Genomic DNA, 19,266 nt, shown 5'->3' on the forward strand with positions numbered 1-19,266 from the left:
GCAGTGGCAACTTGGCTAGTAACCGGTGGTGCCGGCTTCATCGGTGGCAACTTTGTTCTTGAAGCAGTGGCTCGCGGAGTGCGCGTGGTCAATCTCGACGCGCTGACCTATGCGGGAAATCTGAACACATTGGCTCCTCTAGAGGGCAACCCGGACCATGTTTTCGTCAAGGGCGACATTGGGGACGGCGCGTTGGTATCCAGTCTGCTGCACAAACACCAGCCCGATGCGGTGCTGAATTTCGCGGCCGAGAGCCATGTGGATCGCTCGATCGAGGGCCCGGGCGCATTCATCCAGACCAATGTGGTTGGCACTCTGGCCCTGCTTGAAGCGGTCCGTGACCACTGGAAGGCGCTTTCGAAGGAGCGCCAGGATGCGTTGCGGTTTCTGCACGTGTCCACCGATGAGGTCTACGGCACGTTGGGTGAGACCGGCAAGTTCACCGAAACCACGCCGTATGCGCCCAACTCGCCGTACTCCGCGTCGAAAGCCGCTTCCGATCACCTGGTACGCGCGTTTCACCACACCTACGGTCTGCCGGTGCTGACCACCAATTGTTCGAACAATTATGGTCCTTACCACTTTCCAGAAAAGCTCATTCCGCTGGTAATCGCCAAGGCGCTGGCTGGCGAGCCACTGCCGGTCTACGGCGATGGCAAGCAGGTGCGCGACTGGCTGTTCGTCAGCGATCACTGCGAAGCGATTCGTACCGTGCTGGCGAAGGGCAAGGTCGGCGAGACGTACAATGTTGGCGGCAATTCCGAGCGGCAAAACATCGAGGTCGTACAGGCGATCTGCGCACTGTTGGATCAGCACCGTCCGCGCGACGATGGCAAGCCACGTGCGAGCCAGATCACTTATGTGACGGATCGCCCGGGCCATGATCGCCGTTACGCGATCGACGCCTCCAAGCTGAAGAACGAACTGGGCTGGGAGCCCGCCTACACCTTCGAGCAAGGCATCGCGCAGACGGTGCAGTGGTATTTGACCAACCAGGCGTGGGTGCAGGGTGTGCTGGACGGCAGTTACCGCTTGGAACGGATCGGCGCCTCGGCGTAACGCGCCCCCGCAAGAGCCCGCGCGGTCGTGCGCAGGCCTCACAAGGAACTATCTCATGACACAACGTAAAGGCATCATTTTGGCGGGTGGATCGGGAACGCGCCTGTATCCGATCACCAAGGGCGTCAGCAAGCAGCTGCTGCCGGTGTATGACAAGCCGATGATTTACTACCCGCTGAGCGTCCTGATGCTGGCAGGTATTCGCGATATTTTGATCATCAACACGCCGCATGAGCAGGCGCTGTTTCAGTCTTTGCTCGGCGACGGCGCGCAATGGGGAATCAATATTCAGTACGCCATGCAGCCCAGCCCGGATGGGCTGGCGCAGGCGTATCTGATCGGCCGCGACTTCGTCGATGGCAAGCCGAGTTGCCTGGTGTTGGGCGACAATATTTTTCATGGTCACGGTTTGACCGAAACGCTACGTCGCGCAGACGCGCGCGAGCAGGGTGCGACGGTGTTTGGTTATTGGGTCAACGATCCTGAGCGCTATGGCGTGGCCGAATTCGATCAGCAGGGCAAGGTCATCGATATTGCCGAAAAGCCTGCCAAGCCCCGCTCCAACTATGCGGTCACCGGCCTGTATTTCTACGATGGAAAAGCCAGCGATTATGCGGCTGCCTTGAAACCCTCCCCGCGTGGCGAGCTGGAGATTACCGATCTCAATCGCTGCTATCTCGATGCTGGTGACCTGCATCTTGAGCCGCTGGGACGCGGGTATGCATGGCTGGACACCGGAACGCACCAGTCGCTGCATGAAGCGGCCAATTTCATCGAGACCATCCAGATGCGTCAGGGTCTGCAGGTGTGCTGCCCCGAAGAAATTGCATTCGGTCAGGGCTGGATCGATGCGGAACAACTGGAGCGGCTGGCCGCCCCATTGCTGAAAAACGACTATGGCAAGTATCTGCACGAATTGGCTGTGCGAGGAGTAGTACCGTGAAAATCGTCGAAACCCGTTTACCAGGTTGTGTGGTCATCGAGCCGGCAGTGTTCGGCGATGAACGCGGATATTTTTTTGAAACGTGGAATGCGGAGCGCTTCGGTCAGCATGGTCTGCCGACGAAATTCGTGCAAAGCAATGTGTCCACGTCGGCCAAAGGCGTGCTGCGCGGGCTGCATTACCAGTGGCCGCGTCCCCAGGGCAAGCTGGTCAGCGTGCTTGAGGGTGAGGTCTACGATGTGGCGGTCGATGTCCGTCATGGCTCGCCCAACTTCGGGCGGTGGGCAGCAGTGATGTTGAGCGCGGAAAACAAAAAGCAGTTCTGGATTCCAGAAGGGTTTGCGCACGGCTTTGCAGTGCTGTCGGAGCGAGCGGTGTTCAGCTATCTGTGCACCGACGTCTACGTGAAGGAGGCCGATGCCGGCGTGCGCTGGGATGATGCGGCCATTGGCATCGATTGGCCGATCAGCAATCCCGTGCTTTCGGCCAAGGATGCCGCAGCGCCCTTCCTGGCGGATGTGCCGGGCGAGCGTCTGCCGGTCTTTGCGCCATGACGACGTTGGTATTGGGAGCCAATGGACAGGTCGGCACGGAATTGCTGCGGGCATTGGCAGGCGATGGCCCGATTCTGGCCACGACCCGCAGCGGTCGATTGCCGGATGGTACCGCGTGTGAAGTAGCCGACTTCGACGCACCGCACCGCCTGAGCGAATTGCTGGACCGCTTGCAGCCAAGTTGCGTCGTCAACGCAGCCGCGTACACTGCCGTCGATCGTGCCGAGCAGGAGCGCGATGCGACCTTCCGTGCCAATGCCGAGGCGCCGGCGGTCATTGCCCAATGGTGCGCGCGCGCCGCTGTGCCCCTGGTCCATTATTCGACCGACTATGTCTTCGATGGGCAGGGCACGCGCCCCTATCGGCCCGATGATGCTACCGCGCCGCTCGGCGTGTACGGACAAAGTAAACTGGCCGGCGAGCAGGCAGTGCAGGCGGCCGGCGGCCGTCATCTAATCTTTCGCACTGCCTGGGTCTACGCGGCGCACGGGCACAATTTCCTGCGCACGATGCTGCGCGTGGGAGCCGAGCGCGATGTACTGCGCGTGGTCGCCGACCAGATCGGCACGCCTACGCCAGCGGCGTTAATTGCCGACATCACGGCGCATGCGCTACGCCAGCCGGGCGAACCCTCCGGGTTGTGGCATCTGACCGCCGCCGGGCAGACCACCTGGCACGGTTTCGCCGAAGCCATCTTCGCCCAGGCGCGCGCGCGCAGTCTGCTCGCCCGCACGCCGCGCGTGGAGGCGATCAGCACCGCCGACTATCCCACGCCGGCGACGCGCCCGGCCTATTCGCGACTGGATACCCATAGCCTGCAGGACACCTTCGGCGTCCGCCTGCCGGACTGGCAGGATGGACTGAGCCAGGTGCTGGACACGCTCGCCCAACCGTAAGCGTCGTCAGTGGTGTCATTGATCGGTGCAGCTTCAGCACCGACTCATAGCTTGCACTTCGCTTCGGCTACCATCGAAGGCTGATCCGCGCCGTACCGGCGAGCTGCTCCGCGCAGGTCGCGGCCGACGTGGATGTGCCGCTGAAGCGATGCCACGCAGGATGCATACGCTGGACGTATGCAGTTGTGCGCTGTATCGCATCAGTCGGCATCGTGCAGGTTCTCGCGTATCCCCCAGCGGGCGCGCCAGCCCCATTGCGGGCTCGGCCGCACCGTCATTACGCCATGACCTGCATGCAGCGCGCTGCATCCTCTCCCATCCAAAATCGCAAGGAATTCCAATGAAGATCGCTGTCGCGGGTACCGGCTATGTCGGTCTGTCCAATGGCGTGTTGCTCGCCAAGCACCATGAAGTTGTGGCGCTGGACATCGTCGAGTCCAAGGTCAAGCTGCTCAACGAAGGCCGCTCGCCGATCGTCGACAAGGAACTCGAGGCCGCGCTGGCCGAAGGTGGTTTGAACTTCAAGGCCACCCTCGACGCCAACGAGGCGTTTGCCGGCGCCGAATTCGTGATCATTGCCACACCCACCGACTACGATCCGGACACCAATTACTTCAACACCCGCTCGATCGAGGTAGTGATCGCCAAGGTACTGGAGATCAACCCGCAGGCGACGATGGTGATCAAGTCGACCATTCCGGTCGGTTACGTCGCCAAGCTGCGTGCACAGTTCGGCACCGACAACATCATTTTCTCGCCCGAATTCCTGCGCGAAGGCCGGGCGTTGTACGACAACCTGTACCCGTCCCGGATCATTGTCGGCGAGCGCTCAGCGCGTGCGGAGACCTTCGCGCGGCTGCTGCAGGAAGGCGCGCTCAAGCCCGACGTGCCGGTGCTGTTCACCGAGCCGACCGAGGCGGAGGCGATCAAGCTGTTTGCCAACACCTACCTGGCGATGCGGGTGTCCTATTTCAACGAACTGGACACCTACGCGCTCACCCATGGGTTGGACAGCCGCCAGATCATCGAGGGCATCTGCCTGGACCCGCGTATCGGCAGCCACTACAACAACCCTTCCTTCGGCTATGGCGGTTACTGCCTGCCGAAGGACACCAAGCAGTTGCTGGCCAACTACCAGAGCGTGCCGCAGACCATCATTCGGGCGATCGTCGATTCCAATACCACCCGCAAGGACTTCATTGCCGCCGACGTGCTGCGGCGCAATCCCCAGGTGGTTGGGATCTATCGGCTGATCATGAAGGCCGGGTCGGACAACTTCCGTTCGTCCAGCATCCAGGGGGTGATGAAGCGCCTCAAGGCAAAAGGCGTGGACGTCATCGTGTACGAACCGACGCTGAGCGAACCGGAATTCTTCCGCTCGCGCGTGGTCAACGACCTGGAGACCTTCAAGCGCGAGGCCGATGTCATCATTAGCAACCGCATGGCCGACGCGCTGCAGGACGTGCAGGACAAGGTGTATACGCGCGACCTGTTTGGCGACAACTGAGCCAGAAAGGCGCTGAGTCCTGGTGGGTGGCGATGCCACCCGTCCAGGCCGTCCATGAGGTTCACGGCGATGCGGCGTTATTTGCCGCCTCGCAGGCGGGCGCCAACGGTATCGGCGTGCAGTCGCGTCGCCCGCACGTACAAATATGCGATGGAGCCACGGCAAGCAGGCGACCGCTGAGTTGCCCAGGTGTGGCGTGTCGCACTCGAAAGTGAGTCGCTGATAACGCACGACGGCGGCCAAAGGCCGCCGTCGATATTGCAGTCTACGTTGAGATAGGCGATTAAGCCCGGCCGTAGGTGTCTTCGAAGCGCACGATATCGTCTTCGCCCAGATAGCTGCCGGACTGTACTTCGATCAGTTCCAGCGGCAGCTTGCCCGGATTGCGCAAGCGATGGGTGACGCCCAGCGGGATGTAGGTGCTCTGGTTTTCGGTCAACAGCAGCACTTCTTCGCCACGCGTCACTTCGGCCGTGCCACTCACCACGATCCAGTGTTCGGCGCGGTGATGATGCATCTGCAGGCTCAGCACCGCACCCGGTTTGACGGTGATGCGCTTGACCTGGTGGCGCTGGCCCATGTCGATGGAATCGTAAGCGCCCCATGGACGGTAGACCTTGCGATGCCACGTCGCCTCGGAACGGCCAGCCGTCTTAATCTGGCTGACGACGTCCTTGACCTCCTGAATGCGGTCGCGGTGACCGACCAGTACGGCGTCCGGCGTTTCAACCACCACCACATCCTCGAGCCCCACCATGGCGATCAGGCGCGAGCCGTACGCATAGGTGTTCTGGCAATCGAGCTGGATCACATCGCCGTGGTGCGCATTGCCTTGCGCATCCTGCTTGGAAACATCCAGCAGCGAAGACCACGAACCGACGTCGTTCCAACCCGCATCCAGCGGCACCACGACCGCATCTGCGGTCTTTTCCATCACTGCATAGTCGATTGAATCCGACGGGCTGGCGGCGAAGGCGTCCTTGTCCAGACGGGTGAAATCGGCGTCGCGCTTGCTGTTTTCCCACGCCTTCTGGCACGCATCGGCGATGGCCGGATGGAACTTGCGCAGTTCTTCCAGATAACGCGACGCACGGAACAGGAACATGCCGCTGTTCCAGTAGTACTCGCCGCTTGCCAGGTAGCCCTGTGCGGTGGCCAGGTCAGGTTTTTCGACGAAGCGCTCGACAGCGCTGGCACCGGAGCCGGCGCTAGCCTTGATATAGCCATAGCCGGTTTCGGGCGCGGTGGGCTTGATGCCGAAGGTCACCAACTTGCCCTGCGCCGCCGCTTCTGCGGCAACCTTCACTGCTGCCTGAAATGCAGCTTCGTTGCCGATAACGTGATCGGAAGGCAGCACCAGCAAAAGCGGATCGGCGCCATCGCGGGTTGCTTCCAGCGCGGCAACGGCAATTGCCGGCGCCGTATTGCGTCCCTTCGGCTCCAGCAGGATGGCCGAAGGCTTCACGCCCAACTGTTGCAGCTGCTCGGCGGCCATGAAGCGGTGTTCTTCATTGGCGACCACGATGGGGGCGTGGCCTGCGACGGGAGCCGCGCGCAGCCAGGTGGACTGCAGCATGCTCTTGTCGCCGACCAGCGGCAGGAACTGCTTGGGATAGGACTCGCGCGACAGCGGCCACAGGCGCGTGCCGGAGCCGCCGGACAAGATAATGGGTAGGACGTCGCTCATGGGCGGGGGAAACTCCAAAGTGCGTCTATGGGTGGGAGAGGGGCCAATCAGCCGCGCAGCAGGTTGGAAATTTCCTGCGTACGCGTTTCCAGCAATGCGGCATCGCCGCGCGTTTCCACGTTCAGGCGCAGCAGCGGCTCGGTATTGGAGCTACGCAGGTTGAAACGCCATTGGCCAAAATCGGCACTGATGCCGTCGGTGTAATCCAACTCCGGCGACAACGACGCGTAGTGCTCCATCACGCGGGCAACCGAGGCCTTGGCATCGGCCACCTTGAAGTTGATTTCACCGCTGCAGGGAAATTTCTGCATGCGTGCTTCGACCAGATCGGCCAGCGATCGGCCCGACTGCGACACCAGTTCGGCGATCAGCAGCCACGGAATCATGCCGGAGTCTGCGTAGGCGAACTCGCGGAAATAGTGGTGTGCGCTCATCTCGCCGCCGTAGACGGCATTTTCGCTGCGCATCTTCTCCTTGATGAAGGCGTGGCCGCTCTTGCACAGCACCGGAATGCCGCCGGCTTCTTCCACCTGCTCGACCGTATTCCAGGTTAGGCGCGGGTCGTGCACGACCTTGCCGCCCGGCTGCTTGGCCAGGATGGCTTGTGCCAGCAGTCCGACCAGGTAATAGCCTTCGATGAAGCGGCCGGTGTGGTCGAAGAAGAAACAACGATCGAAGTCGCCATCCCACGCGATGCCGAAATCGGCCCCATTATCCTTGACTGCTTTAGCGGTGGCGTCGCGGTTTTCCGGCAGCAGCGGGTTGGGAATGCCGTTGGGGAAGTTGCCATCGGGCTCATGGAATACGCGCACGAACTCGAACGGCAGGTGCGGTGCAAGCAGATCGACGATCACACCGGCACCACCGTTGCCGGCGTTGACCACCAGCTTGAGCGGCTTGAGCGTGTTGCGGTCCACGTAGCTAAGCAGGTGCTCCAGGTAGGCGGTCTTGTCGGTGCGGCTCTGCTCACTGGCGGTGGGCTCGCCGGGCGCTGCGGTATCGGCCGCGACCGTGTCGCGGATGGCGAACAGGCCGGTGTCCGAGCTGATCGGTCGCGCTTGCTCGCGGACCAGCTTCATCCCGTTGTAGTCCATCGGGTTGTGACTGGCGGTTACCATCACGCCGCCGGCCGCCTTGAGGTAATCGGTCTGGAAATAGACTTCCTCGGTGCCGCACAGGCCGATGTCGATCACTTCACGGCCGCTGGCGCGCAGGCCGGCCGAAAGCGCTTCCTGCAGCGCCGGGCTGGCCAGGCGCACGTCGTGGCCCAGGACCACCGGCCCTTGATCCAGCTGCGCCGCCAGCGCCACGCCGATGCGGCGGGCCAAGTCCTCGTTGAGTTCATCCGGCACACGGCCGCGAATGTCGTAGGCCTTGAAGGCGGGTAGCGTCATGGACAAATCCTGAAGTGGGGGACGCCCGAGTTTAGCGGCTGCGCCGTGTCTTGGGTGTGGCGAAATTGCGACCGGGGACAGGGAACAGTCAGCGGATAGAATGGGCGCTTCACATCAGCGAGGTGAGGGCGGTGATGCGCAGTGAAGGACGTGGTGCGGCAAGCGGCAAACGCTATGCCGATGCCAAGGCAGCACTGGATGGGGTACTGGCCAATGGTCAGACCCTGGCGGTGGGCGGCTTTGGATTGTGTGGAATCCCGGAAGCGTTGATTGCAGCCGTGCGTGACAGTGGGATCGGTGGGTTGACCGTGATCTCGAACAACGCTGGCGTCGACGGATTCGGGCTTGGTCAATTATTGGCCACCCGGCAGATCCGCAAGATGATTTCGTCCTACGTGGGCGAAAACAAGGAATTCGAACGCCAATACCTGGCGGGCGAGCTCGAGCTGGAGTTCAATCCGCAAGGCACCCTGGCCGAGCGTTTGCGCGCCGGTGGCGCGGGCATTCCTGCGTTTTACACCGCCACCGGCTACGGCACGATCGTGGCAGAGAGCAAGGAAACGCGCGAATTCGACGGCAAGCATTACGTGCTGGAAACCGCGTTGCAGGCCGACGTGGCGCTGGTCAAGGCATGGCGCGCCGATACCGCTGGCAACCTGGTATTCCGCAAGACCGCGCGCAATTTCAATCCGGCCTGCGCCATGGCCGGGCGTTTGTGCATCGCCGAGGTCGAGGAAATCGCGGAGCTGGGCGTTATCGATCCGGATCAGGTGCATCTTCCCGGCATTTACGTGGACCGCCTGGTGCTCAACGCCACGCCGGAAAAACGCATCGAACAGCGCACCGTGCGCGAAGGACAGCAGTGATGGCCTGGACCAGAGACCAGATGGCCGCACGCGCGGCACGCGAACTGACCGATGGCGCCTACATCAACCTGGGCATCGGCTTGCCGACGCTCGTCGCCAACCACATCCCCGACGGTGTCGATGTGTGGCTGCAGTCGGAGAACGGCCTGCTCGGGATCGGCCCGTTCCCGACCGAAGACGAAGTGGATGCAGACCTGATCAATGCAGGCAAGCAGACCGTGACCGCCCGCGCCGGTGCCAGCTATTTCGGTAGCCATGATTCGTTCGCGATGATCCGCGGTGGCCACATCGACCTGGCGATTCTCGGCGCAATGCAGGTGACCGACCGTGGCGATCTGGCCAACTGGATGGTGCCCGGCAAGATGGTCAAGGGCATGGGCGGTGCAATGGATCTGGTGGCCGGCGTCAAGCGCGTGGTGGTGTTGATGGAGCACGTCGCCAAGGACGGAAGCCACAAGATCTTGCGCGAATGCGACCTGCCACTGACCGGCCTCGGCGTGGTGGACCGCATCATTACCGATCTGGCGGTGTTCGATGTCACTGCAGATGGATTGGTGCTGGTGGAGGCTGCAGAAGGCGTGGCGCTGGACGAGTTGCGCGACAAGACGGGTGTTGAATTCGCGACCTGACCGAAGGCGATCTACGCAACGGCGAGCTCATGAGCAACTAGCGACACGCAAGGCGCCTCAAGGCGCCTTGCGTGCGTAGCGGTAAGGTCCGGTTGCGGTAGGTTGAGGGATTCCCAACAAATGTTCGATTGTTGCGACATGATGTCCACAGTGGCTCACCGCAACAGCCAGAAAGCGCTCGATCGCATGGGCCAATGTTCCATCGATCTGACCTTGCTCGTTTTCAAATTCACTGGGATGCAGGTGCGCATCCAATAACGGACGTAGCGCTTCCAGCTTGACCCAGAACATACTGCCGGAGGCGAACACGCTGTGTTCGTTTATTGCGTCCGTGCCTGTGCGGACAGCAAGGTAATCGAGTGCATCGGCATTGCCGCCGATAAAGTCGGTCACCGGTAACACGTGCTGCGCGGGCGCCGCCAGGCCGAGCAGCGGGTCCTCGGCGAATCTGCGGACGATTGCATCGGCTTGCTGTGGCGCGAGCAATGCAGAGAACATGTCGCGCCGCCACGTGTCTCCGTCCTGGCGGTGGGTCGATTTTTTCGTATGCAGCTTCAAAACCACCTGCTCGCCTTCGTCGAGCAATCGATTGGCAATCCGCAGGAAAGGAAGAATATCGCGGCCGCGATTTTCGAAGCCTTCCACCTGCGCCTGGATGCCGCGCTGCTGCAGGCGCTGGCGAACCTGCTCGACCATCGCGATATCGGTAGTGACGATAAGCCGCAGCGACAGTCCGCAGTGAGCAATCGTATCTAGCGCTTCGTCCAGTACATCGAGATACCAGGCGTGCAAGACCACGCAGGCATCGCGTTGATCAGATCCGGTGACGGCTCCTGTGGTGTGCAACAGCGCTTGCCTTGTCGCATGCAGCCATGCGTACCCAAGGCGGGTATCGGGTTCGAGTACAGCGCCCTCGGCCCACTCGTTCCAGGCGTTGATGAACACCAAGCGATGTGCGGGCGGTGTACTCGTTAGGCGATCCCGTACGGTACGCATCAGCCAATCGCGATAGCGGCGAGGTGATGCATGCAGATAAATGCGCCCCTTGCCGGAGCGCCGCGGCTCGTTGTCCCAGCCAGGGTTTACGCCCGGGTACAGGGTGTAGTCGCGCAGCGGTCGCTGCTCCATGTCGCGGGCAAGTTCCCGCCAGTCGAGTACATCGCCATTGAAGTCCGGATTGATCAAGCGCTGCCGGGCAGCCACCGAGGGCGGCGTGCTCATGTTCGGCGGGAATTCGACGGCAGCATCGAATCCGATATCGCGCGGATCGGGGCGTTCGAAACCCTGCACATACGCAAGGTGAATCTCGCCGATTCCGTGATCGCGACACCAGCCCCGCCAGCGATCGGCTGTTTGTGCAGGCTCAGGCAGCAAATGTGGTCGATACACCAACAGCACCGGCCGACCCTCGACGCGCAGGTACTTGGGATTTCGCATGTAAGTTGCGACATGCGCGATAAAAGCCAGATCGTCCTCCGCATCATGCGCCTGATCGATCAGGATATCGTCGCCGCGGCCATCCCAGCGGCGTGCCCATTTTTCATTGGCCCAGCAAAGACAGAACGGCAGGGAGATCGTGCCATCCTGATGCCATTGGGTGATCGGCATTTCCAGCAAGGTCTTGCCGGCAAACCAATAGAAATAAAAACAAAAGGCGCCAAGGCCATACTCTTGCGCAAGACGCGCTTGCTCGCGCATGACATGGGGATTGCGAAGGTCGTAGAAGCCCAGATCTGCAGGAAGTCTGGGTTGTTGGTGGCCTTCGAACTGGGGAAGCCCACGGCTGACATTGCGCCATTCGGTGAATCCCTTGCCCCACCATGCATCGTTTTCAGGGATCGGATGAAATTGTGGCAGATAAAACGCGATCAGCTTCGCAGGAAGCGCTTCAGGCAGCGTGGTCTTGCTGTATGGAACATATCCAATCGCTGCTTCGTCGCTGCGGACCGCTGGACGTCGCGAGCTGCCATGGCGTACCCGGCCGCGTGCGGGTTCCGGGACCCAGTCTGCATGTCGATCCAGAAACCAGCCGCGCCAGCGGTCGCGCGTTGCGTCACTCAGCGGTATCGCACGAAATCCTGCGCGCAACAGGCCGAACACCGCTGTGCGCAGGCGCGACTGCAGCGAGCGACCGGGCGCACTCACAGATTCTGGTAGTTCGGACCCGAACCACCCTCCGGTGTGACCCAGGTGATGATTTCGTACGGGTCCTTGATGTCGCAGGTCTTGCAATGCACGCAGTTGGCCGCGTTGATCTGCAGGCGCTTGCCGGAGGGGCTGGCGGTGTCTGCGACCATTTCGTAGACGTTGGCCGGGCAAAAGCGCGTGCAGGGGTTGTCGTATTCCGTCACGCAGCGAGTGGCGCACACATCGGTGTCCAGTACCTTCAGATGCACCGGCTGGTCTTCATCATGCTCGGTGGCGGCGAAGTACACCGCTTGCAGGCGATCGCGCGGGGCCAGGTCGCGGGTGACATAGTCGCGCTTGGGTTGCTCGTACTCGCCGAGCTTGTGCAGCGCCGACCAGTCGGGTTTGTTCTTCAGCGTCCACGGTGAGGCGCCCTTGAGCGCGGTTTCCCAGGCCGCGTTGAGCAGGCCGAACCACAGGCCCTTCTTGAAACCGGGTTTGATGTTGCGGACTTGCTTCAGCTCGGCCATGACGTCGGAGGCGCGCAATTTGGCGTCGAAGCCTTGCGGCGCCAGCTGCGATTGCACCAGATGTTCGGCGGCCAGCATGCCGCTACGAATCGCCTGGTGGGTACCCTTGATCTTGGGAACGTTGAGCAGGCCAGCGGTGTCGCCAATCAGTAAGGCGCCAGGCATGTCCACCTTCGGCAGCGATTGCCAACCGCCACTGACCAGTGCGCGGGCGCCTGCAGACAAAATGCTGCCACCTTCCAGCAGCGGTTTGATCATGGGATGGTTCTTCCATTGCTGGAAGGCTTCCCAGGGCTGGTAAGTCGGGTCGCTGTAGTCCAGCCCGCTCACATAACCGAGCGCGATCTGGTTGTTGTCCAGGTGATAGGCAAAGCTGCCGCCGTATGTGCGGTTGTCGGCTGGCCAGCCAATGGTATGCACGATCTTGCCGGGCGTGACGCGGCCTTCCGGGACCTGCCACAGCTCCTTGATGCCGATCGAATAACCCTGCGGGTCGCTGTCGGCGGTGAGGTCGAAGCGTTTGAGCAGCAGCTTGGTCAGGTGACCACGCGCTCCTTCGGCAAGCACGGTGACCTTGGCGCGGATGTCGATGCCAGCGGTGTAGCCGGGCTTGTGCGTGCCGTCTTTTGCAATGCCCATGTCGCCAATGCGCACGCCCACCACCTGGCCGCTGTCGTCGTGCAGCGTTTCGGCGGCGGCGAAGCCGGGGTAGATCTCCACGCCCAGCGCTTCGGCCTGCGGCGCCAGCCAGGCGCACATCGCGCCCAGGCTGACGATGAAGTTGCCATGGTTACGCATGCCCGGTGGAACCACCGGAAACTTGCGTGCGCTGTCCTTGCCGAGGAACCAGAATTCGTCGTCGGTGGCCGCCACGCAGATCGGCGGCGGATTGTCGCGCCAGCCAGGCAGCAAGGCATCCAGCGGGCCGGGCTCGATCACCGCACCGGACAGGATATGCGCGCCGATGGTGCTGGATTTTTCGATCACGCAGACGCTGATGTTCGGATCGAGCTGCTTGAGCCGGATCGCAAACGACAGCCCGGCCGGACCGGCACCGACGGTGACTACGTCGTATTCCATGACGTCACGCTCGACCGCCTCTGACGCGTGTGCGCCCACTCCCGCTTCCGACATTGTTCCGTTCCCGTTGGCTCGATGGCTGTTGGCCATTTTCCGGGATTGCATGTGACGGCGGCAAATCGCGTCGATTCATCCGCAGTGTGCAGGCCTGCGTGCTAGCGTTTCCGGCATGAGGATTCGGGTGGCATTACCGGGAGCGCAGATCAGTTGGTGGCGGGGCTGGCTGCAGCCCGCGCAGGCCGATGCGCTGATGCAGGCGCTGCTGGCGCAGGCGCACTGGGAGGTGCATCGCATTTGGATGTTCGGGCGCATGGTGGATTCGCCGCGCCTGAGCAGCTGGATCGGCGACGCGCAGGCGAGCTATCGCTACTCGGGCACCCGATTCTCGCCACAGCCTTGGCTGGAGGTGCTGCAGCCAGTGCGCATGCGGCTGGAGGAGGAGACCGGTCACCGGTTCAACAGCGTGCTGATCAATCGCTACCGAAGTGGCAGTGACGCGATGGGCTGGCACAGCGACGACGAGCCTGAGCTGGGCGCGCAGCCGTTGATTGCCTCGGTGAGCCTGGGCGCGACGCGGCGCCTTGCATTCAAGCACCGCCACGATGCGGCGCTGAAGCAGACGCTGGAATTGGGGCACGGCGATTTGCTAGTGATGAGCGGCGATACCCAGCGCTGCTACAAGCATGCCCTGCCACGCACGGCGCGGCCGGTGGGAGAGCGGATCAATCTGACTTTTCGGCAGATTGCGTCGGCTGCGGCAGGTTGAGGCTGGTGCCGCTGCCGGGTGACCGGTCGACGTGCGTTGCGGCAAGCTTGCCGAGGGCGGTGTGTGCCCTTATCCGGCGCTGCGTGCCACCTTCTCTCGCGTGCGGAAGAAGGGAGGTGGGCGGATCGCGTCGATTGCAGGGTGCCGGACCTTGTGCCGGGTGAGATGAGTCCCGGCTGCAGGTCGACATGTCGGCTTACGGTGTGTGCGGCAGCGCCGAACTGTCCTGCTGCCCGGTGCTCAGCGTCCAGCCGACCAGCTCGGTGGTGACCTGGGTCAGCGCCTGCTCGAAAGCCACAGCCACTGCGGCGGTGTCGGTGCCGGTGGACGGGCGTGCGACCAGGAAGGTGCGCGAGGCGACCACGCGTTGATCGGTCGAATGCAGCAGTTTGGCGTTGAGCTCGATCGTGGCCGAGGGCAGCGACTGGCCGGCGTAATCGGACTCGAAGCGGCGCAGGTCGATCGCCAGCTTGTAGTCCGAGCGGATGCCGGTGCCGATATGCGCCACTGCGGCGATCTTGCCGGAGTCTTCGAACGCGCGCACCACGCTGTCTTCCAGCATGTCGGTGGCGGGCTGTGCCCAACCAGCGCCGTGGTAGACCTGCAGTTCGCCAGGGGTCGGGCGCACATTGATGCGCGGGCTGTCGATGACGCGCGCGGCGCTGGGCTTGGCCACCACCAGCTGCCAGTTCACCTGCGGCCACGCAGGATTCGGGGTCACCCGCACCGTGGGCGCGTAGATGGTGGCCGGCTTCTGGTCGCCGCCGGTCAGCACCGAGCAGCCGCCCAGCGCCAGCAACGAGACGCACAGCAAGGGACGCAACAGGCGCATGGCAGTCATTTCGGTTCGAACTCCTTGGGTGCGTCGCGGCCGAGCAGGTAGCGCGCAGGGTTGTTGTCCAGCTTGTCGCTGACCCGGCGCAGGTCGCGGATCAGGCCACGCAATTCGGTCAGGGTGGGGCCGAGCTGGCCCAGCCCATCATTGGCAAAACTATTGATGGCCGCGCGGTTCTCGCCAAGGATGTTGTCGGCGTTGCCGGCCGCCGAATCCAGCTTGACCAGGGTGGCATCGAGCTTTTCCAGGATGCCCGGCAGCTGCTGCACCAGGTTCTGGTCCAGCCGCTTGATGGTGCCGTTGGTGGTGGTCAGGGTGGTGTCCAGATTGCGCGCGGCATCGCGCGCGCTGACGATCAGCGCCTGCATGCCTTCGTCGCGATCGGCAATGCCGCCGCTGATCTTTTCCAGGTTCTGCAGCGTGGCTGAAATGCTGGCCACATTCTTGTCCGAGAGCATCTGGTCCATGCGCTCGACGATGCGGTTGGCAGTGTCGGTGATGTTCTGCAAAGCCGACGGGGTGGTCTGGATGATCGGCGCATCGCTCTTGTCGATGGTGGTCAGCGCCGGCGCTTCGGGCGTGCCGCCGGAGAGCTGAATGATCGACGGGCCGGTGAGGCTGGTGATCGCCAGCTTGGCGCGGGTGTCGCTCTTGATCGGCGTGGTGGAGTTGACGCGCACGTGTGCGACCACCTGGCGGGGATCGTTCGGCGCCAGGGTCAGCTCGGTGATCGAGCCGACCGCGATGCCGTTGTACTGCACCGGGCTGCCGACCGACAGGCCGGTCACCGCCTCGCGGAACACCACCCGGTACTGCTGCCAGGTGCGGTCGGAGGAGTACTTGGCGGCCCACAGCCCGAACAGCAGCAGGGCCAGGCCGGCCACGATGGTGAAGGCGCCGATCAGGACGTAATTGGCTTTGGTTTCCATGCTCAGGCGGTCTCGGTGGAGTCGGTCTTGGCCGCGCGCGCGGCGCGGGCGCGCGGACCGTGAAAATAGTTCTGGATCCAGGGGTGATCGATCTGCTCGACCTCGGCCAGCGGCGCGTTGGCGATCACCTTGCGATCGGCCAGCACCGCGATGCGGTCGCAGATGGCATACAGCGTATCCAGGTCGTGGGTGATCAGGAACACGGTCAGGCCCAGGGCTTGCTGCAAGGTGCGGATCAAACGGTCGAACGCGGCTGCGCCGATCGGGTCCAGCCCGGCGGTGGGTTCGTCCAGGAACAGCAACGGTGGGTCCAGCGCCAGCGCACGTGCCAGGCCGGCACGCTTGCGCATGCCGCCGGACAATTGCGAGGGCAGCTTGTCCAGCGCATCGGCGGGCAGGCCGGCCAGCTTGATCTTCAGCAGCGCCAGTTCGAAATACCAGCGCTCCGGAAACTCGCCATGGTGTTCCTTCAGCGGCACCTGCACGTTTTCGCCCACGGTCATCGACGAAAACAGCGCCCCGTCCTGAAACAGCACGCCGGTGTTGCGGGTGATGTGCTGGCGGTCGGCGAACCGGCCCGAGCGTGCGTCCGCGCCCAGCACCTGGATGCTGCCGGCGTCGGGCTCGCGCAGGCCCAGGATGCTGCGCATCAGCACCGACTTGCCGGTGCCCGAACCGCCGACCACGCCGAGAATTTCACCGCGGCGCACGTCCAGATCCAGGTCTTCGTGCACGGTCTGGCTACCGAAACGGTTGGTGAGCCCGCGCACGGAAATCGCCAGCTGGTCGTCGTCGGCCTCTGGGCCGGGATTGGTCACAGCACCTTCCTCTTGAATACCAGTGCAAGCGCCGCGCTGCGGCTTTGCACGAATCCCCAATCCCGAATGTCGAATCCCGGCTTCATCACCACCCCATCTTCATGAACCACAACGCCGCAATCGCGTCGAGGATGATGACCAAGGAAATCGTCTGCACCACCGAGGACGTGGTGCGTTCGCCCACCGATTGCGCGGTGCCGCTGACCTTGAGCCCTTCCAGGCAGCCGATCAGGCCGATTACCAGCGCAAACAGCGGCGCCTTCGACAGGCCGACCAGGAAATGCCGCAACTGGATGGTCTCGTGCATGCGCGCCAGATACATCTGCGGCGGAATATCCAGGTCGAACGCGCCCACGGTGACGCCGCCGGCCAGGCCGGCGATCATCGCGATGAAGGTCAGCAGCGGCAGGGTGAAGATCAGTGCGAGCAGGCGCGGGATCACCAGCAGGTCGATCGGGTCCAGGCCCAAGGTGCGGATGGCATCGACTTCCTCGCGCGATTTCATCGCACCGATCTGCGCGGTGAAGGCGCTGGCGGTGCGGCCTGCCAACACAATTGCCGTCAGCAGCACCGCGAATTCGCGCAAGAAGGCGATGGACACCAGCTCCACCACATAAATTTCCGCACCGAAGTCGCGCAGGATGGTCGAGCCCAGGAAGGCGATCACCGCGCCCACCAGATACGACAGCAGCACCACCAGCGGCACCGCGTCCAGGCCCACCTGCTCCATGTGATGCACGGTGGAGGTCAGCCGGAAGCGTCGCGGCTCGTGGATCAGCCGCATGATCTTGACCAGGTTTTCGCCCAGAAAACTGTTCAACTCCAGGATGTCCCGGCCGACGCGATGCGTGGCCCGGCCCAGGCGGTCGAGCGCGGCGACGAAGCCGTAATCGCGTTTGGGCTTGGGGCGCTCGTCGTTGAGTTCCTCGATGGTGCACACCAGTGCCTGGTGCTCATCGCGGAAATCGATCGCGTCTTCCTTCAGGCCCATGCGGCCGGCAAAGCGCAGCAGCTGCAGGACGCCGGCCGAATCCAGCTGCTGGATGCCGCGCGCGTCGATACGGCGCACCCCGTCGGGCACGGCCTGCAGCAGTTCTGCCTGGGGCAGGGCGGTCGCCAGGATCCAACTGCCAGCGAGGCGGACCTGTGCCTGATCCTGCGAGTCTTGTTCGATGCGTGGAGGTTGCGGTTTGATCATGGGTGGCCTGTCCGTGCCGCCAGCATACAGTGCCAATGTGAGCGACGGATGGGGACGCCACCGCGGCGGTGTGCCGATGGCCGTCAGTGAGGGCGCCGGCCACGCGCGCTGCGGCATACACTGGCGGCCTCGCCGGACACGGCGTTTCTCCGATCCGACCCGCCACGCATGTCCGCTGCCACCGTTGTCCTCCCGTCCGCCAGCGCCACCTACGCCCAGCGCGTCGCCTTCGTGTCCGAAATCGCCGGGCGCCTGCATTCCTATGGCACCACCGCGCAACGGCTGGAAGCAGCGGTGGTGGGGTTGTCTCAGAAGCTGGGCCTGGACTGCGAGCCTTGGTCCAACCCCACCGGCATCATCCTGAGCTTCAGCGACCCTACCAAGGCGATCGGCTCCAGCGATATCACGCGGGTGATTCGCCTGGCCCCGGGCGAAAACGATCTCTACAAGCTCGGCGTGGCCGATTATGTGGCCGACAGCGTGGCCAACGGCCGCATGAGCATCGCGCAAGGACACACCGCATTGCGCCGGCTGGACCGCGAGGTGGACCGGCGCGGCAAGACCCTGCAGGTGCTGGCGTTCGGGCTGGCCGCCGCCGGGGTGGCCGGGCTGTGGAAGCTGCCGTGGCTGGATATCGCCACGGCCGGGGCGATCGGCATGTCGATCGGCCTGCTCACCCAGTACACCGACAAGCGCGCTGCCACCAAGGAAGCCGGCGAGGCGCTGGCCGGCCTGCTGGCCGGGGTGGTGGCGGCGCTGGTGGCTTCCCTGCTGGGGCCGTTGAACCTCAATACGGTGATCATCGCCTCGCTGGTGGTGCTGCTGCCTGGCATGTCATTGACCAATGCGTTCAACGAGCTGGCCAGCCAGCACTGGGTCTCCGGCACGGCGCGTCTGGCCGGTGCGGTCACCACAGTGCTCAAGCTGACCGTAGGTGCGGTCATTGCGGTCACGCTGACCCAGCTGGTTGGCCTGCATCCCCATGTGGCCGCGTTGCGGCCGCAGGCCGGCTGGGTGGAATGGGCCTCGTTGGTGGTGGCCGCTTATGCGTTTGCGGTGTTGTTCAAAGCCAATCGACGCGATTATTTATGGATCATGGCGGCAGCCATGTCCGGTTATGTCATTGCGCGTCATGCAGGACATGCCTGGGGCGGGCCGGCCGGGGTATTCGCCTCGGCGATGGCATTGACCGCTGCGGGAAATTTATTCGGGCGCGTGGTGCACAAGCCCGGTGCGCTGATCCGGTTGCCCGGCATCATCATGCTGGTTCCGGGAAGCGTCAGTTTGCGGGGCTTTTTGACCTTGGTGCAGCAACAGGATGTCAGTGTCGGACAAGCCGCACTCTTGGCAGTAACAAATATCGTCATGGCATTGATGGCCGGATTGCTGTTTGGCAATCTGCTCATTCCTGCCCGCAAGAATTTATAGGGAGAACACCCCGCAATAAA

At 63.1% G+C, this 19,266-nt stretch carries 17 protein-coding genes; 9 read left to right on the forward strand and 8 right to left on the reverse strand.

Going from position 1 to position 19,266, the window contains the following annotated elements; genetic code table 11:
* Positions 1–3: 3 nt before the first annotated feature.
* The 5 genes from rfbB (at position 4) to XAXN_RS01240 (ending at position 4,959) form a co-directional block, all read left to right on the forward strand.
* The gene (gene rfbB, locus XAXN_RS01220; protein ID WP_042823731.1) at positions 4–1,059 is read left to right on the forward strand and encodes a dTDP-glucose 4,6-dehydratase; all 1,056 of its coding nucleotides are present in this window, start codon (positions 4–6) and stop codon (positions 1,057–1,059) included.
* Between the two features lie 55 nt (positions 1,060–1,114).
* Positions 1,115–2,002 carry a glucose-1-phosphate thymidylyltransferase RfbA gene (rfbA, locus tag XAXN_RS01225; RefSeq protein WP_042823730.1) on the forward strand — a complete coding sequence of 296 codons (888 nt, stop codon included), beginning with the start codon at positions 1,115–1,117 and terminating at the stop codon, positions 2,000–2,002.
* On the forward strand, positions 1,999–2,556 hold the full coding sequence (gene rfbC, locus XAXN_RS01230; RefSeq protein WP_042823729.1) for a dTDP-4-dehydrorhamnose 3,5-epimerase: 558 nt from the start codon (positions 1,999–2,001) through the stop codon (positions 2,554–2,556). The genes rfbA and rfbC overlap by 4 nt, the downstream gene beginning before the upstream one ends.
* Positions 2,553–3,452, forward strand: a complete 900-nt coding sequence (gene rfbD / locus XAXN_RS01235) for a dTDP-4-dehydrorhamnose reductase (RefSeq protein WP_042823728.1) — start codon at positions 2,553–2,555, stop codon at positions 3,450–3,452. Before rfbC ends, rfbD begins: the two co-directional genes overlap by 4 nt.
* 340 nt (positions 3,453–3,792) lie before the next feature.
* Positions 3,793–4,959: a nucleotide sugar dehydrogenase gene (locus XAXN_RS01240; protein ID WP_042823727.1), complete on the forward strand. Its 1,167-nt coding sequence runs from the start codon at positions 3,793–3,795 to the stop codon at positions 4,957–4,959.
* Between the two features lie 283 nt (positions 4,960–5,242).
* Here the strand turns inward: XAXN_RS01240 and XAXN_RS01245 are convergent, their stop codons facing one another.
* Together XAXN_RS01245 and XAXN_RS01250 are read right to left on the reverse strand one after the other, a co-directional pair.
* On the reverse strand, positions 5,243–6,646 hold the full coding sequence (locus tag XAXN_RS01245; protein WP_042823726.1) for a mannose-1-phosphate guanylyltransferase/mannose-6-phosphate isomerase: 1,404 nt from the start codon (positions 6,644–6,646) through the stop codon (positions 5,243–5,245).
* A 47-nt stretch (positions 6,647–6,693) separates the two neighbouring features.
* Positions 6,694–8,040 carry a phosphohexomutase domain-containing protein gene (locus XAXN_RS01250; protein ID WP_042823725.1) on the reverse strand — a complete coding sequence of 449 codons (1,347 nt, stop codon included), beginning with the start codon at positions 8,038–8,040 and terminating at the stop codon, positions 6,694–6,696.
* Positions 8,041–8,174: 134 nt separating this feature from the next.
* Between XAXN_RS01250 and XAXN_RS01255 the strand changes: the two genes are divergently transcribed.
* Positions 8,175–8,906, forward strand: coding sequence for a CoA transferase subunit A (locus tag XAXN_RS01255; protein WP_042823724.1), 732 nt, complete (start codon positions 8,175–8,177; stop codon positions 8,904–8,906).
* The gene (locus XAXN_RS01260) at positions 8,906–9,535 is read left to right on the forward strand and encodes a CoA transferase subunit B (RefSeq protein ID WP_042823723.1); all 630 of its coding nucleotides are present in this window, start codon (positions 8,906–8,908) and stop codon (positions 9,533–9,535) included. Before XAXN_RS01255 ends, XAXN_RS01260 begins: the two co-directional genes overlap by 1 nt.
* Positions 9,536–9,592: 57 nt before the next feature.
* Here the strand turns inward: XAXN_RS01260 and XAXN_RS01265 are convergent, their stop codons facing one another.
* Positions 9,593–11,680 carry a glycoside hydrolase family 99-like domain-containing protein gene (locus XAXN_RS01265; RefSeq protein WP_054318199.1) on the reverse strand — a complete coding sequence of 696 codons (2,088 nt, stop codon included), beginning with the start codon at positions 11,678–11,680 and terminating at the stop codon, positions 9,593–9,595.
* Positions 11,677–13,326 carry an electron transfer flavoprotein-ubiquinone oxidoreductase gene (locus XAXN_RS01270; RefSeq protein ID WP_054318200.1) on the reverse strand — a complete coding sequence of 550 codons (1,650 nt, stop codon included), beginning with the start codon at positions 13,324–13,326 and terminating at the stop codon, positions 11,677–11,679. Before XAXN_RS01270 ends, XAXN_RS01265 begins: the two co-directional genes overlap by 4 nt.
* 115 nt (positions 13,327–13,441) lie before the next feature.
* Here XAXN_RS01270 and XAXN_RS01275 point away from each other — a divergent pair, with 115 nt between their 5' ends.
* A complete protein-coding gene (locus XAXN_RS01275; RefSeq protein WP_042823720.1) occupies positions 13,442–14,038 on the forward strand; it encodes an alpha-ketoglutarate-dependent dioxygenase AlkB family protein in 597 nt (198 codons plus the stop codon).
* Positions 14,039–14,234: 196 nt separating this feature from the next.
* Here the strand turns inward: XAXN_RS01275 and XAXN_RS01280 are convergent, their stop codons facing one another.
* The 4 genes from XAXN_RS01280 to XAXN_RS01295 form a co-directional block, all read right to left on the reverse strand.
* Positions 14,235–14,879, reverse strand: coding sequence for an ABC-type transport auxiliary lipoprotein family protein (locus XAXN_RS01280; protein WP_042823719.1), 645 nt, complete (start codon positions 14,877–14,879; stop codon positions 14,235–14,237).
* Positions 14,876–15,802, reverse strand: a complete 927-nt coding sequence (locus tag XAXN_RS01285; RefSeq protein WP_003484185.1) for an MlaD family protein — start codon at positions 15,800–15,802, stop codon at positions 14,876–14,878. The genes XAXN_RS01280 and XAXN_RS01285 overlap by 4 nt, the downstream gene beginning before the upstream one ends.
* Before the next feature lie 2 nt (positions 15,803–15,804).
* The gene (locus XAXN_RS01290; RefSeq protein WP_164514301.1) at positions 15,805–16,638 is read right to left on the reverse strand and encodes an ABC transporter ATP-binding protein; all 834 of its coding nucleotides are present in this window, start codon (positions 16,636–16,638) and stop codon (positions 15,805–15,807) included.
* A gap of 67 nt (positions 16,639–16,705) precedes the next feature.
* The gene (locus tag XAXN_RS01295; RefSeq protein WP_174515469.1) at positions 16,706–17,935 is read right to left on the reverse strand and encodes an ABC transporter permease; all 1,230 of its coding nucleotides are present in this window, start codon (positions 17,933–17,935) and stop codon (positions 16,706–16,708) included.
* Between the two features lie 51 nt (positions 17,936–17,986).
* On the opposite strand from XAXN_RS01295, the gene XAXN_RS01300 reads away from it, so the two are divergent.
* On the forward strand, positions 17,987–19,246 hold the full coding sequence (locus XAXN_RS01300; RefSeq protein WP_054318202.1) for a threonine/serine exporter family protein: 1,260 nt from the start codon (positions 17,987–17,989) through the stop codon (positions 19,244–19,246).
* The last annotated feature ends 20 nt before the right edge of the window (positions 19,247–19,266 follow it).

It is taken from the genome of Xanthomonas axonopodis (genome assembly GCF_001304695.1).
Lineage (GTDB): Bacteria > Pseudomonadota > Gammaproteobacteria > Xanthomonadales > Xanthomonadaceae > Xanthomonas > Xanthomonas axonopodis.